The organism is Streptomyces sp. NPDC002580, from assembly GCF_042889485.1.
Classification (GTDB): Bacteria; Actinomycetota; Actinomycetes; order Streptomycetales; family Streptomycetaceae; genus Streptomyces.
On sequence record NZ_JBIAQZ010000005.1, the window covers coordinates 100,356 to 115,218 of the forward strand.

The 14,863-nt window shown below is 71.6% G+C and carries 12 protein-coding genes and 1 riboswitch; of the genes, 3 read left to right on the forward strand and 9 right to left on the reverse strand.

Annotation, left to right across the window (positions count from 1 at the left end):
• Positions 1-145: 145 nt before the first annotated feature.
• The 3 genes from ACFYW7_RS17220 to ACFYW7_RS17230 form a co-directional block, all read right to left on the reverse strand.
• Positions 146-844: a transglycosylase family protein gene (locus tag ACFYW7_RS17220; RefSeq protein ID WP_389502913.1), complete on the reverse strand. Its 699-nt coding sequence runs from the start codon at positions 842-844 to the stop codon at positions 146-148.
• A gap of 4 nt (positions 845-848) precedes the next feature.
• Positions 849-1,043: riboswitch (cyclic di-AMP (ydaO/yuaA leader) on the reverse strand.
• 182 nt (positions 1,044-1,225) lie between these two features.
• A complete protein-coding gene (locus tag ACFYW7_RS17225) occupies positions 1,226-2,128 on the reverse strand; it encodes a transglycosylase family protein (protein WP_389502915.1) in 903 nt (300 codons plus the stop codon).
• 249 nt (positions 2,129-2,377) lie between these two features.
• On the reverse strand, positions 2,378-3,649 hold the full coding sequence (locus ACFYW7_RS17230) for a cytochrome P450 (RefSeq protein WP_389502917.1): 1,272 nt from the start codon (positions 3,647-3,649) through the stop codon (positions 2,378-2,380).
• A 168-nt stretch (positions 3,650-3,817) separates the two neighbouring features.
• On the opposite strand from ACFYW7_RS17230, the gene ACFYW7_RS17235 reads away from it, so the two are divergent.
• On the forward strand, positions 3,818-5,029 hold the full coding sequence (locus tag ACFYW7_RS17235) for a globin domain-containing protein (protein WP_389502919.1): 1,212 nt from the start codon (positions 3,818-3,820) through the stop codon (positions 5,027-5,029).
• Positions 5,030-5,179: 150 nt separating this feature from the next.
• Here the strand turns inward: ACFYW7_RS17235 and ACFYW7_RS17240 are convergent, their stop codons facing one another.
• From ACFYW7_RS17240 to ACFYW7_RS17265, 6 genes are all read right to left on the reverse strand, one after another.
• Positions 5,180-6,250, reverse strand: a complete 1,071-nt coding sequence (locus ACFYW7_RS17240) for a nucleoside triphosphate pyrophosphohydrolase (RefSeq protein ID WP_389502921.1) — start codon at positions 6,248-6,250, stop codon at positions 5,180-5,182.
• A gap of 162 nt (positions 6,251-6,412) precedes the next feature.
• Positions 6,413-7,072 (reverse strand): SurA N-terminal domain-containing protein, encoded by a 660-nt coding sequence (locus ACFYW7_RS17245; RefSeq protein ID WP_389502923.1) that lies wholly within the window; start codon positions 7,070-7,072, stop codon positions 6,413-6,415.
• Positions 7,073-7,391: 319 nt separating this feature from the next.
• A complete protein-coding gene (locus ACFYW7_RS17250; protein ID WP_389502925.1) occupies positions 7,392-8,219 on the reverse strand; it encodes a glycoside hydrolase domain-containing protein in 828 nt (275 codons plus the stop codon).
• 349 nt (positions 8,220-8,568) lie between these two features.
• Positions 8,569-10,092, reverse strand: coding sequence for a protein kinase (locus ACFYW7_RS17255; protein ID WP_389502927.1), 1,524 nt, complete (start codon positions 10,090-10,092; stop codon positions 8,569-8,571).
• Complete coding sequence (locus tag ACFYW7_RS17260) at positions 10,089-10,712, reverse strand: hypothetical protein (protein ID WP_389502929.1); 624 nt, start codon at positions 10,710-10,712, stop codon at positions 10,089-10,091. Before ACFYW7_RS17260 ends, ACFYW7_RS17255 begins: the two co-directional genes overlap by 4 nt.
• Positions 10,713-10,877: 165 nt before the next feature.
• Positions 10,878-12,905 (reverse strand): N-6 DNA methylase, encoded by a 2,028-nt coding sequence (locus ACFYW7_RS17265; RefSeq protein WP_389502932.1) that lies wholly within the window; start codon positions 12,903-12,905, stop codon positions 10,878-10,880.
• A gap of 384 nt (positions 12,906-13,289) precedes the next feature.
• Here ACFYW7_RS17265 and ACFYW7_RS17270 point away from each other — a divergent pair, with 384 nt between their 5' ends.
• Positions 13,290-13,988: a hypothetical protein gene (locus tag ACFYW7_RS17270; protein ID WP_389502935.1), complete on the forward strand. Its 699-nt coding sequence runs from the start codon at positions 13,290-13,292 to the stop codon at positions 13,986-13,988.
• 97 nt (positions 13,989-14,085) lie between these two features.
• Positions 14,086-14,838 carry a hypothetical protein gene (locus ACFYW7_RS17275; protein WP_389502937.1) on the forward strand — a complete coding sequence of 251 codons (753 nt, stop codon included), beginning with the start codon at positions 14,086-14,088 and terminating at the stop codon, positions 14,836-14,838.
• Positions 14,839-14,863 lie beyond the last annotated feature (25 nt).

The following is a 14,863-nucleotide window of genomic DNA, read 5'->3' on the forward strand; positions in this document are numbered from 1 at the left end:
AACGGGGGCCCTCACCGGGCCTTTCCCAAAAAGGCCCGGCCAGGGAGGGGAGAGCTGTCGCTCGGCCCGGAGAGGGCCGAGCGCCGCCGGGGAGGTGGTCGCCGTCCGCCGAAAGCGACCGTCACCGACCGGCGCGCCGCGGCACTCAGCCGAGGTGCAGCTGCTGGCCCGGGTAGATGAAGTCGGCGTCGGCGACGATGTCCTTGTTCAGCTTGAACAGCTTCTGCCAGCCGCCCTTGACGTGCTTCTTCTCGGCGATCGAGCTGAGGGTGTCACCCTTGACGACCTTGTACTCGCCGTCACCCTTCTTGACCTTCTTGCCGGTCGGGGTGGTGACGGTCTTCTGCGCGGCCGGGCGCTCCGCGGAACGGGAGACGGGCTGCTCCGTCGTCCGGGTGGCGGTGTCCTGCGAGGCGCTCGACGAGGAGGAGCCGGAGGGGGTCGACGGGGTCGAGGTGCCACCGGTGTACGCGGCGCTCGACAGGCCGACGCCGCAGGTCGGCCAGGCGCCCTTGCCCTGCCCGGCGAGGACCTTCTCGCCGATGGTGATCTGCTGCGACTTCGAGGCCTGGTCGGCGGTGGCGGCGTAGGCGGTGCCGCCGTACGCGGCCCACGTGGAGGCCGAGAACTGCAGGCCGCCGTAGTAGCCGTTGCCGGTGTTGATCGACCAGTTGCCGCCGGCCTCGCACTGGGCGACGGCGTCCCACTCGGAGGCGGTGGCCGCGGAGGCGTTGCCGGCCGCCATCAGCGGGGCGGCGATGGCGACGCCGGTGACGCCGGCGAGCGTGGCGACGCGGGTGGCCTTGTTCGGACGGCGGTGCTTGCCCTTGCCGGAAAACAGCATGGAGTGATCCCCTCACCGACGCCTGCGAGGTGAGCTGTCGGGTTCGGGCCGGTTGAGTTGCCCGGCCGCGTCCCCTCGGTCCTGGTCTCCAGGACGTCCGGCACGCGGCTTAACCCCAAGCCGTCCCCGGGTGTCTCTCAACTCCCGGACGCGGCGCTTACCTTGGGTCCCCCGCTCCTGCCTACGGCGCTTGACGCGACGAGTGTTCCCGTACGGCCGCTGGCAGGATTCGGCGTTGCGATCGTCGGGGCCCGCTGTGGCGAGCGGTCCGACCGTAAGCAGTCGATCGGCGGAATTTCAAAGACGATCAGGGCTTCTGAGACCCATCTCTCACTTCCGCCAAACCGGACATTCCACGGCGAATCGTGACGCGAACTCCCCCTACTGCTGGAGCGTTTCGACGGTGACGGCGATGCTCCGACCAGGCACGACGAGGCCGGGACCGGCGTCCGCGGCGTCCTCGTCGGCGGTGGACAGGTTGCCCCATCCGCTGTCGAGGAGAAGGGAGTCGGAGGAACCCGAGAGGCCGTCCGTGACGTACAGGTCGTCGAGGACGTCGCGCGAGGCGTGCCGACCGACGGCGACATCGCCTCGGCTGTCGGCCGCCCGCTCGGCGGCACTGTCGCCGCGGTGCCGCCCGGCACCGGTGCTCTCGTCGTCGGAAGCCCCCGAAGAGGCGCCCTTCTTGCCCGACTTGCCCGACTTGTCACCTTCGGTGGCCGTCTTGTCGGAGCTGTCGGAGCTCTGCGAAGCACTGGGTTCCGGAGTGGCGTCCGAGGAGTCACCCGAAGCGGACGAACCATAGGAAGGGGTCGAGTCGGGCTCGGTCGACAGACCGGACGACCCGTATCCGCCCGACTCGCTCCCGGCATCGCCCTCGACACCCGTGTCGACCTGGACGTCACCCGAGCTCGTACCGAGCCCGGAGAGCGGCCCGCAGGTCGGCCAGGCCGCGAGGCCCCGGTCGTCGAGCAGTCGCTCCGCGACGGCTATCTGCTGCGAGCGGCTGGCCTGGTCGGCCTGCGGGGCGTACTCGAGGCCGCCGTGCGCCTCCCAGTCGTCCTGGGACAGCTGAAGCCCGCCGTAGTACCCGTTCTCGCTGTCGGAGCTCCACGCACCGCCGCTCTCGCACTGCGCCACCCGGTCCCAGGTGTTCCCGTCGGCCGCGCTGGCACTCGACGCCGCGAGCAGCGGAATGGCGATGGCCGATCCGGCCACCCCCGCGGCGACGATGAGAGCAGGTGCCTGACGAGGGCGACGGTGACGGCCGTTCCCGGAGAGCATCTGGAAACCTTTCGCGTGACGGCGGGTGACTACGACGACTCCCACGAAGTGCTCGGTGCGGGTGTCGCGTTGATGGGTGAACGTAGTCGCACTCGATCACTTGTCACAAGTCGATGCAGTACAGATCACGTGAAGATCACAAAATTGATGGACCATCACGTTCCGGTAGCCGCGAGGGCACCCTTTCCGGTATTCGGAAGAAATCCTTCGGCGAAGGTGTCGAAGGGTCACCGATGCGCCGTTCAGGGCCTATTTGACCGGGGTGAACTCCACCGGAAGCGTGCGCAATCCACGCATAATCAGCCCTCCGCGCCAGCGCAGATCAGCCGAATCCACCCCAAGCCGAAGGTCGGGCAGGCGGTTGAGGAGCGTACCGATGGCGGTCTGCCCCTCCAGCCGGGCGAGCGGCGCACCCAGGCAGTAGTGGATGCCGTGCCCGTAGCCCACGTGCTGATTGTCACTCCGTGCGAGATCGAGCGTGTCCGGCCGCTCGAACCGTTCGGGGTCCCGGTCCGCGGCGGCGAGAACCACGAGCACGGGATCACCGGCCGAGATGACCTGCCCGCCGATCCGCACGTCCTCCGTCGCGAACCGCCAGGTGGCCAGTTCCACGGGCCCGTCGTAGCGCAGGAGTTCCTCCACACCGGTCTCGAGCAGCCCGCTCTCCCCGGCCGCGAGGGAGGCCTGGAGGCGGGCCCGCTGCCCGGGATGGGTCAGCAGGGCGTGCATCCCGTTGCCGATGAGATTGACCGTGGTCTCGAAACCGGCGAAGAGAAGGATGAAGGCCATCGCGGCGGCCTCGTTCTCCGTGAGGTGCTCACCGTGGTCCGAGGCCCGGATGAGCCCGGAGATCAGGTCCTCGCCGGGCTCGGGCACCGCGGTCAGCGCCTCGCGCTTGCGGTGGATGAGTTCGGCGAGATACCCGCGCATCTTCTTGACGGACCGGGCGACCCCGCCGCGCGGACCGCCACCGTGCCGGATCATCATCCCCGCCCAGTCCCGGAAGTCGTCCTGGTCCTCGCGCGGGACACCGAGCAGGTCGCAGATGGCGTAGATGGGGAGCGGGAACGCGAACTCGTGGATGAGATCGGCCGACCCCCTGGCCGCGAACCCGTCGATGAGCTGATCCGTCAACTCCTGCACCCGCGCCGCGAACTCGTTGACCCGCCGCGGTGTGAAGGCCTTGCTGACGAGCCGCCGCAGCCGGGTGTGGTCCGGCGGATCGATGTTCAGCAGATGCGTCATCAGGTCGGCCTTGCGCTCCCCGGGAATCCCGGTCCTGCCCCTCGCGTGCGCGGGTTCGTCGTGATGCGCGGGATTTTTGGACAACCGGGGATCGGCGAGCGTCTGCCTGGCGTCCGCGTACCGCGTCACGAGCCAGGCCTCCACCCCACTGGGCAGCCGCGTCCGGTGCACCGGCGCGTGCTCCCTGAGCCAGGCGTACGCCGGGTAGGGATCGGTGGCGAACTCCCAGGTGAAGAGTTCGGGGGCGGCGCTGGCGGGATCTTCGTGCTCGGTCACTCCCCGACGGTATCCGCAGCGGCCCGGCACTCCCCGGCCGACCGGCGATCGGGACACCCCCCGGGCCCACGACGGCCACGGGCAGCACCTCCGCCCGCTTCGCCCCAGGCTGTCCGGGCATGGCCGGCTGTTTGACCCGGCCGCTCGGCACGTCCCTACATTCACGCGGTGGACCCCGAAATACTCAGATCCAGCTTCGCGGTCGTGGAACGACGGGCCGAGTTCGCGGTCAAGTACTTCTACTCGCACCTGTTCCGCCACAACCCGGAACTGCGCCGGCTGTTCCCGGCCGACCTCCCGCAGGACATGGAACGGCAACGGGACCGGCTCTTCGCGGCACTCACCTTCGTCATGGACGGGCTGGAGGACCCCGGACTTCCCCGGTACCTACGGGACCTCGGACGGGACCACCGGAAGTACCTGGCCCAGCCCGAGCACTACGCGGCCGTGGGCGCGAGCCTGATCGCCGCGTTCGCGTTCGTCGCCGGCTCGGCCTGGAGCACCGAGACCGGGAAAGCCTGGTCCGAGGCGTACGCGACGATCACCCGGCTCATGCTCCAGGGCGCCTGGGAGGCCCGGCACCAGGGCGAGCCCCGCTGGTGGGACGCCGAGGTCGTCACCCGCACCCGGCACGGCGACGACCTCGTCGCCCTCACCCTGCGGCCACGACAGCGGCTCACCTACTCCCCCGGCCAGTACGTCAGCGTCAACATGCCCCGACTGCCGTGCGTCTGGCGCCCCTACTCCCTCGCCAACGCGCCCCGCGCCGACCGCACCGTCGACCTCCACATCAGCCGCGTCGACAACGGGGTGCTCTCCACCGCCCTCGTCCGGCAGACCCGCGTGGGCGACGTCCTGCGGCTGGGCGCACCCGGCGGCGGCCTCACCCTGCGGACACCGGCCGACCGCCCGCTCACCCTCATCGCCGCCGGCACGGGCTGGGCCCCGGTCAAGGCCCTGCTGGAACAACTCGAGACCGCCCACGAGGCCCGCCTGTTCCTCGTCGCCCGCGACATCACCCACCTCTACGACCGCCCCGCCGTCGAACGCCTGCGGACCGAACTCCCCGGGCTCGCCGTCACCTACATCACGCCCGCGCCCGGCCGCCCCAGGACACAGGCGACGGAACGACTGCTGACCGCGCTCGGCGCCCGGGCCGGCTGGACCCGGCACGACGTCTACGTCGCCGGTCCGCCCGATCTCGTCGAGGAGGTCACCGAAGCCCTTCCCGCCCTCGGCACACCGGCCGACCGCGTCTTCCACGACCTGCTGCCACCCACCGGAGCGAGCCGTCCGCGCCCCGTCGGCGCGGCGGAGTGGCTGCTCGACCGCCCTGTGGCGGCCTGGCACAGCCCTGCGGACCGGGCTCCGCGGGGCTGAAGGGGACGCGCCGGACCGCGTGTTGCTTCGGGGGGCCCGGGGGCCCTCCCCCCCTCCCTCCCCCTCCCTCCCCTTCGGCCCCTCAGCCCTGCTCGCCCACGCCAGGCTCAGGCCCGGGCCCGCATCCCCGTCCCCGTCCCCGCCCCCGTCCTAGTCTTCGTCCGCCTTCGCGTCCCCGGCCTCGCCCGTCCCGGCGAGGCCGCTCTCGGCCGCGCCGGCGAGACCGTGCTCCGCCGAGCGGATCGCGTCGCGGTAGGCCCGTGCCGCCGCCCGGAGGGCCGCTTCCGGGTCCACGCCCTCCGCCTCGGCGCGGGCGGCCATCGCCAGCAGTTCGTATCCCACGCCGTCCCCGGTGGGCAGCGGGACCTCGAGTCCCGTCGTGCGCGCGCGGGAGGACAGCTTGGCCGCCAGCGCCAGGCCGGGCTGTCCGAGCGGGACGCCCTCGGTGACGGAGGTGCGTCTCTTCTCCTCGGCCTTGGTCCGCAGCCAGTGCGCCTTGACCTCCTCGGGCGTCGTGGCCGTCTCGTCGCCGAAGACATGGGGGTGCCGGTGGATCAGCTTGGCGACGATGCCGCCGGCCACGTCGTCGATCGAGAAGGGGGCCTCCTCGTCGTCCTCGGCGATCCGGGAGTGGAACACGACCTGGAGCAGGACATCGCCGAGTTCTTCGCGCAGCTCGTCCCGGTCGCCCTCCTCGATGGCCTCGACGAGCTCGTACGCCTCCTCGAGGCCGTACTTCGCCAGGCCCTCGTGGGTCTGCCGGGACGACCAGGGGCACTCCGCGCGGATGCGGTCCATCACCTGGACGAGGTCGAGGAGGCGGGCGCCCGGCAGGTCGTACGAGGCGGGGAGCAGCTCCAGGTCCGGCATCTGTATCCGTCCGGAGCCCGCCAGCCGGGCCAGTCCGTCGGTGAGGCGGGGTTCGCCCTCTCCGGTGGCGACGACGACCAGCGAACGGCCGTCGGCGCACGCGTCGACCAGTTCCTGGGCGGTCGGGGACACCTCGTCGACGCTGATGCCGGCCTCGCGCAGATACGGCACCTGCGGATGCGCGCCGTCCGCGCACAGGACCCGGTCGGCGGCGTGCAGAGCCTGCCAGGCGGGCCAGGACAACAGGCCGGGAGCGACACGGTGGCTGGTGGTGAGCAGGACGATGCGGCCGGGGCCCTCGACGACCGGGTCGGCGGTCGGGGAGTCGTCGAAACTGCTGGTTGCGTTCACCCCTCGAACGTAACCCAAGCCGGCGACGGCTCCCGGGTTGTCCACAGGCGGGTAGAGGCGCGGTCCGCCCGTCCACAGGCCGGCTGTCCACGGAGCCGTTTCCCACAGGCCCGTTGTCCACAGGCCTGTGGTGCCGTCGGTCCCGGGACCGCCCGGTGAGGGTCAGGCGGGCTGCTGGGTCCCCGCCGACGTGACCTCCTTCAGCCACGGCGTCTTCGCGTCGACGCGGCTGCTCTTCTGGACGTCCCAGGTGCCGTAGCGCGGGTTCAGGTCGACGTTCAGTTCCTTGGACGCGGCGGACATCTCTTTCCAGAAGGCGGCCTTGCCGTCCGTGGTGTTCATGTCGACGCCGAGCGCGGTGGCGAGTTTCCGGGCCTCGATCTCGGTGCGCAGGCTGTCGTCGAGATGCCGGGGCGCCACTCCGTAGTTCGTCAGCCAGGCCGCTTCCAGGGCTTCCGGGCCGCCCGCCTGCTGTTCGAGGGCCGCCCGCATCTGCTGGGAGTCCTTGCGGGTCACGGTCACGCCGGCGTTCTTCGCCGCCCGGTGCAGCACCCGGTCCAGGACCATGCCGTGCAGGGTGTCGCGGGTGAGGGCGCCGGTGTTGGCGATGACCTGCTCGTACTGGGCGTCGTTCTTGCTGGCGGCCCGCTGGGCCGTGCGCACCTCGTTCACCCGGCTCTCCAGCTGGGCGACGGTGATCCGGCTGTCGCCGACGACGGCAGCGGCGCCCGGATGGGCATCGCTGCCACAGCCCGTGAGCAGAGGGGCCGCTGCGACGATCGCGGCGGAGAGGACGAGCGCGGTGCGACGGCGGCGGTGCAAGGAAGCCTCCCGAGGAGATTGTGCGGCGGTGCACAAAGTCTTGCGGTGATCGATGGTAGGCAGTGGCCCGCCTCTCGGCCAGCCATTCGACCAACGATTCACGACGACTTCAGGCACCCGCCGGAGCACCCTCGCCCCGCGGGACGGCCACGGTCCGCCCGTACGAGTGACCGCGGCCGGTGCGACGGACCGGGGCGGCCCGGTGGGCGAGGGCGGCACGAGGGCTCTCGGACCGAGGGCCCGGCGCCGCAGGACCGCCGTACAGCCCGCCGGCCACAGGCCCGCGGGCGCAGGCAGCAGGCCGCCGGCCCGTCCTCCGTCAGCCGGTGATGGCGACCGGGGCGTCCCAGGCGTCGCGGTCCACGGTGATCGTGTAACCGCCGCGGCTCTCCTTGCTGTTGACCATGTACTGGTGGGCGCGGCTGTGGCCGGTGAACTGGGTGGCGCCCCACGGCCAGTCGGTGGTCGTGGTGTTCTTCTTGTCCCACAGCGCGTACCAGAGGTTGCCCGGCAGGTCCGTCTTGTCGGTGGCGGTCGCGACGGCCTTGGCGCTGGAGCTGGTGAAGCCGTAGTAGCCGGTGCGGTAGGTCTTGGCGTGCAGGGTCTTGTCGAAGGCGCGCACGTACGTCAGTACGGCGTCGTCGCACGCCTTGTTCGTGACGTCGTAGGACTCCATGTCGAGGTAGACCGGGCTGCCGGCCTTCATGCCGAGGGCGGAGGCCTTGGCGACCGCGTCCGCGCCGTCGGCCGCGCCGAGGGAGGCCGCGGTCGAGGCGGTGATCTTCTCGGGGCTGCTCCCGGTCTGGCAGGACGGCTGGGCGCCGACGTAGAGCGGGATGAGCTTCCAGCCGACCGTGCTGACGGACTTGACCCAGGAGGCGGTGAGGTTGGGCTGGCCGCATCCGCGGTTCTTGCCGCCGATGTACACGGCGGCGGCCCCGTAGAAGCCGGTGTGCCAGGCCTTCATCGCGGCCAGGGAGGGCGCGGTGCACGTGTCGAAGGCGCGGCCCGTGAAGGTCTTCTGGGCGGGCCAGGTGGTCGCCGCCATCGACGCCTGTGCGGTGATCCCGGCCCCGGCGACCACGGCCGCGCCCGCCGTGGCCCAGGCGATGTAGCGGCCCTTCTTGGACATCCGATGGTTGGACATTCCCACCCCATTCAGCATTCGACGCGCACGCCTCGGCGTGCGGAACCCGCGCGCCCCCGGGGAACCGGGTGACGGGAAGGCGATCGTTCGGAAAGACGGAGGTGCTCCTGACGCGGCGCCCTCGTCCGGCCCGCTCGGGGCGGGCGCCGGCCCCCGGCGCCGGGAGCGGATCGCAACGTAACCGACGTCGCCTCTCCGGACGGGAAACCCCGGACCTCGTTCGCCACAAGATTCCCTCAAGACCCGGTAAACCCAGGCGTGTTCGTGATGTCCGCAGGTCAGGGGCGCTGTCCGGCGGTTCGTCCGCGCCGGGTGCCGCCGCGGGTCCCGTCCCGCGGCGGGCGGGGTCTCAGCCCCGTACCTGCCCCAGCCACTGGAGGGTCCGCCGGATCTCCGTCGCCATGGGGTGCCCGGGTCCGCGCAGCCGCTCCACGTCGTGCAGGAGTCTGGCCAGCGTGTCGTGGGCGGCGGCGCGGTCGCCGAGGGCGAGCAGCAAGTGGCCCATCCTGCGGCGGACTTCGAGGGAGACCTCCGGGTCACCGGCGACGTACTGGTTCTCGTAGTACGGCAGGAGCGCGCGGTACTCGGCCAACGCGGCGGCGGGCTCCCCGAGTTGTTCCAGACACTGGGCCGCCTCGTAGCGGAAGCGCAGGGACTGGGGGTCGGCCTGGCCGGCCTCGGCGGCGCGCTCGTCGGCGAGTCGCCGCAGTTCGGGCAGTGCCCGCCGGTACTGCCCGTCGTCCATGAGCGTGGCCGCGTACTGCTTGCGCAGGGTGCGCACGACGGGAGAGTTCTCCCCGTGCTCGCCGGCCGCCGCCGGAAGGATCGAGCCGAGGATGTCCACGGCCTGGGTGATGCGGCCCTCGCCCAGCAGTCGCTTGACCTCGTCGACCGCGCCCGCGACGTCGGGCCGCTCGGCGACGGGCGCCGTCTGCGGCTGGGGTGCGGGGGTGCGCGCCTGGTCCGGCCACGGGGCGTGCGGGCGCAGGAAGGGCCGGGTGGGATCCAGCGGGGCACCCGTGGGCAGGCCGCGCGAGGGCAGCAGGGGGAGCAGTTGCTCGTACGTCTCCTGCGCGGAGGCCGGCCGGTGCTGCGGGTCCTTGGAGAGCAGGCGCAGCACGAGGTCCTCCAGCGCGGGCGGCACCTCGGGGCGCAGTCGGCGGACCGGGAGCGGTGGCTCGTACAGGTGGCGGTGGAGTACGCCGAGCGCGGTCGAGCCGGAGAACGGCACGTCGCCGCTGAGGAGTTCGTGCATCAGCACGCCGAGGGCGTACAGGTCGGTGTACGGGCCGACGGCGCCGCCCATGGCTTGTTCGGGGGCCATGTAGGCGGGGCTGCCGATGGGGGAGCCGGTGTGCGTCAGGCGCGTGGTGTCGGTGTCCATGACGGAGGCGACGCCCAGGTCGAGGACGGTCACGGTGCCGTCCTGCTTGACCATCACGTTCCGCGGTTTGAGGTCGCGGTGCACGATCGGGACGGCGTGCACCGCGCAGAGCACGGCGCACAGTTGGGCGGCGACGGCGACGGCCCACTGCCAGGGGTACGGGTCGTGTTCGGCGAGGTGGTCGGAGAGGTCCGCCCCGTCGACGTACTGCATGACGAGGAACAGTTCGTCGCCGTCGCTGCCCGCGTCGTGGACGGTGACCAGTCCGGGGTGGTCGACCTGCGCGGTCACCCTGCACTCGCGCACGAAGCGACGGCGCAGTTCGTCGGCCTCCTGGCCCGCGACCTTGTCGGGGCGCAGCAGTTTCACCGCGACCCGTCGGTCCAGCCGCTTGTCGTAGGCGGTCCAGACCTGGCCCATGCCGCCCTGCCCGATGAGGGTGGACAGTTCGTAGCGGTCCGCGATCACCCGGTTCGCCGCCACGCTCATCTGCCGTTCCCGTCGCCGTGCTGACCGTCGCGCTTGCGGAGGTAGTCGCTGAGTTCGTCGAGTTCGGCGCGCACCTGGTCGATCCGCGCGGGCGCGGGCCGCTGCGGCACCGGAGGCCCGACGGGGGGCCGGGGCACGGGCGGTCCGACGGGCGGCTGCGGCACGGTGGTCGCCTGCGGCGGGATCGGGGTCGTGTACGGCGACATGGGTTGCGGGTAGCCGTAGTGCGGTGTCTGGTGGGCGGTCGGGTGCAGGGGGCCGGGGTGGCCGAGGGGGCGGGGTCCGCTGTAGTGGCGGATGTCCGCGAACAGGTAGTAGCCCGTGCAGGCGGCGGCGTTGAGCAGCAGGATGATCATGCCCGCGTTGCCCTTGGGGCTGCTGAAGTCGTCGGTGTGGTCGGTGCTGAGGAACCCGAAGCTGATCCCCATGGTCACGAGCGAGCCGACGAAGATCCACCAGTCGGTGGCCCGGCGGGTCACCAGCGCGACGCGCAGCGTCGAGCCCCACGCCAGGAAGCCGATGCTCAGGAGCGGCAGCGCTCCGAAGATCACACGCAGCACGACCAGCAGCGCCGTCGGTGGGCGCTTCGGCGGAGGCGGCGCGTAGCCGTGGCCGTGCATGACTGCTCCTGGAGACCTGATGGGGCGGACGGACGTACGAGTTGGAAGTCCGAGCGTATAGGCCGACAGGGACAACCGGTCCGGGTTGTACCGAACCGTTGTCGCGCTGATCGCTTCACGTGCCCCGGCAGGCCGCGAGGAGCCCCGGAGGAGGCTCGCGTTCCGTCAGTCCGGTGCGACCGTGCCGTCCGTCAGGCCGTCGTACATGCCGCGTACGAGTTGTTCCCCGAGCCGCCCGGCCCTGCGCAGCGCGTCCTCGAACTCGGCGAGCGCGCGGAAGCGTTCCCCGTAGCGGCGCTGGTCCTCGAGGGCGAGCCGGGGCAGGTGCAGGCGTCGCACGTCGAGCCGGGTGGCGGTGGACGCGTAGCTGCTGGCCTGCCGGTTGTTCGCGGTGCCGCGCAGGAAGCCGGCCAGGAACCAGGGGTCCAGGGAGGCCGGATCGGGGCGCAGGAGCGTGAGGTTGCGTCCCAGGACGGCGCCCGCGGTGTTCTCGTCGATCACGCGTGCCACGGAGCCGCCGCCGAGGACGGGCACCACGACGTCACCGGTCTCGACCAGTACGGCCTCCTCCTCCCCTTCGGGAAGGTTCCCGGAGGGCGCGGTTCCGGCGAGGACGTCGTGGTCGGTGAGTACGGTCGCGCGGGCGGGCGCGGAGGTTCCGCCGGTGCGCAGCAGCAGGGCTCCGCCGCGGGCGAGTTCGCCGACGGTGATGAGCGGCCATCGTGCCGGGGAGGCGTGCCGTGCCTCGGGGGGCGTGAGGTCGGAGGTGAGACGCAGGGTGTCGCCGAGGTGTTCGCGCACCAGCGCGAGCTGTTCGGTACCGCGTCCGGCGGCGGCCGGCGGGAGATGGCGCGCGGGTGCCAGGTCGACGTCGTCGTCGAGGAGTTCGATGACCGGCACCGAGCGGCTGAACCCCGGGTCCTCGCGCGTGGTCCCGGTCCGCTCGAAGGGCCGCCACGCGTCGAGCGCAGCGTTCCGGACGGCGGTCCAGTCGAGGCCGCGGCCGTCGCCCGCCGACGCACCGGTGTCGACGAGCAGCACTTCCGGCTGCGCGGGCGCCTTCTCAGGGCGGCGCAGCACCCAGATGTGCAGCGGGATGTTGTACGGGGGTGCCGCGCCGATCGGCAGGGCGATCACGGCGCGCAGGGCGCCGCGGCGCAGCAGGTCGGCGCGGATGCGGCGGCCGGAGCGGCGCGAGGCGGCGGCCGGCGGCATGAGGACGACGGCGCTGCCGCCGTCCTTGAGGTGCGCCAGCGCGTGCTGCACCCAGGCCAGTTCGGATTCCGTGCGGGCGGGGAATCCGTACTCCCAGCGGGCGTCGTAGGCGAGTTCGTCGTGTCCCCAGTTGCGTTCGTTGAACGGCGGGTGGCAGACGACGACGTCGGCCTTGAGGGTGCTGTGGGCGTCCGCGCGCAGGGTGTCTCCGGGCGCGGTGCGGACGGCGGCCGTCCCCTGGAGCGCGAGGCGCAGTCCGCAGAGCGCCGCGAGTTCGGGTGCGCTGTCCTGGCCGTACAGCTCCTGGTCGGGCCTGGCCGTGACGGCGCGCAGCAGCGCCCCGGTGCCGCACGCCGGATCGAGCGCGGTGCGCGCGGGCCCGGCGAGGTCGGCCATCAGCGTGGCGAGGTCGGCCGGTGTGAGCGTGTACTGGCGCGGGTTGGCGTCGAGGTGCCGCCCGAGGAGGAACTCGTAGGTCTGGCGGGCGCCCCGTTCCGCGGCGAGTTCGGCCGCCCCGCGCAGCAGGGCCGCGGAGGTGAGCAGTTCGGGGCCGGTCGGAGTGTTCACGGCCCGCTCGTGGGGTGCCCCGAAGCGCGGGGTGATCACCTGTTCCAGGGCGGTGGGCAGCATGGCCGCGAGGCGTTCGTCGGAGCCCGCGCTCAGTTCCAGCCAGTCGGTGGGACGGTCGTGGATGAGCAGGAGCACGCATCCGGCGTGGACGAGTGCGGTGACCGGGCCTTCGGGGTGGCCGGCGAGTTGCTGCCAGACGCGTTCGCGCAGCGGGACCTCGGCGAGTTTGCCCTGGTCGCGCAGCCAGGCCTCGACTTCGGCGAGCGCGAAGGAGGGGCTGGTCTCGGTGCCGCCGACCGGTTTGGGGAAGTCGGCGTGACGGCGGCGCCAGTTGCTGACGGCCGCCCTGCCGACTCCGGCGAGCCGGGCGATTCCGGCGGCGGTCACCTCTGTCGCGTTGTGCTGCACCCGCCCGGCTCCCCTCGTTCTGGTCGGCGGACCCCGCGGCCCCTTGCGGCCCCGTGCCGCCCCGGGGCGTGCGTGACGCCCGGGACTTCTTCGGTCGACGCGGCGGTATCCGCCGTGTCGGTGGTGTTCGCGGAGCCCCTCGGCGCCGCTGCGGTCTTGACGCTCGTGCTGCCCCTGGCCCGCCGCCCCGGCCTGTGACGCCGAGCATACCGACGAATGCAAGATCTGGCCCTTCACACCCGTGCACATAACTTTCCCTGTGAACCATGTTGACTCGGTTCACACGCTCTGCTGTTATTGACCCATCGAACGGGCAGGTCACCGAAACGAACCGGATGCCGTGCGTATTCGAGCAATCCGTTCACAGCCAGGGGAGGGCACATCATGGGCATCAAGGCCAAAGTGGGGCTGGGAGCCGTGGTCGGCATCGTCGTCATCGGGGTCGTCTCGGCGAACGCGGGCAACGACGGAGCCGGCGGCTCCGGTGGCAGCGGCAAGGACACCTCCTCGTCCGCCAAGCAGCACGAGAGCGGCAAGAAGGCCGGGACCAAGAAGAGCGACACGGCCGCCAAGGCCGAGAAGAAGGTCGCCTTCGAGGGGGACGGCGACTTCCGGGTCGGCAGTGACATCAAGCCCGGCACCTACCGCACCTCGGGCAACACCGACGGCATGTGCTACTGGGAGCGCGCCAAGGACGCCTCGGGCGAGATGGACTCCCTGCTGGCCAACGACAACGTCAGCGGCACCAGTTACGTGACCGTCAAGGCGAGCGACAAGCTCTTCAAGAGCACCGACTGCGAGGACTGGGAAGCCGTCGGCGCGAAGGCCTCCGGTTCACCCGCCACGCGGATGAAGGGCGACGGCGGCATGTACAGAGTCGGCGCGGACATCGCCCCCGGCACCTACCGGTCCACCGGCAACGCCGACGACGGCTGCTACTGGGAGCGCGACAAGGACGCCACGCACTCCCTGAACTCCATCGTGGCCAACAACAACGTGACCGGCACCGCGGTCGTCACCATCAGCGCCGGCGACGGCTACTTCAAGACCACGGGCTGCGGCGACTGGAAGAAGACGGCCTGACCTCGTCCCGCCGACCCGGCCGGCGCCCGTCAGCACCAGCGAACCGCTCCATTTCCCCCCACTCATGCGTCATCCGACACCACGCCAAGGAACTCCCATGCGTCGCACCGTACTTGCCGCTCTCTGTCTCGCCGCCGCGGCCACCGCGGGCCTCACCGGCTGCCTGCCGGGCGAGACCGACGCGGACAGCAAGCCGAAGGGCCCGTTCGCCGGACTGTCCGGGGGCGAGATCGCCGACCGGGCCATGAAGGCCACCACGGGCGCCACCTCGCTCCGGATGAAGGGCGACGTCCCCGACGACGAGGACGGCGGAACCCTCGGGATCGACATGGCCCTCGACAAGAAGGGCGAGTGCGCCGGAACGATGAACATGAAGGGCGAGGGCAAGGCCGATCTCATCAAGACCGGCGACACCGTCTACATGAAGTACGACGAAGCGTTCCTGCGCGCCCAGAGCGAGGACGGCGACTCCAAGGAGGAGACGGACGCGGTCGTGGACATGCTGGCCGGCAAGTGGACGAAGATGGCCGCGACCGGCGCCGACGCCAAGGACATCGCGGGCTTCTGCGACCTCGGCACCGTGCTCGCCGACGCGGAGAACGGGAACTCCGACGCCACGCGCGGCAAGACCACGACCGTCGACGGAACCCCGGCGATCGTCCTGCACGAGAAGGACGGCAAGGACCGGTACACGCTGTACGTCGCCACCGAGGGCAAGCCCTACCTGCTGCGGGTCGACAGCAACTCCGCCAAGGACCCGGGCACGATCACCTTCAGCGAGTTCGACAAGCCGGTCTCCGCGGACAAGCCGAGCGGACAGGTCCTCGACCTGGACAAGCTGGGCGGCTGACGCGTCACCGGCCACCGGTCACAGC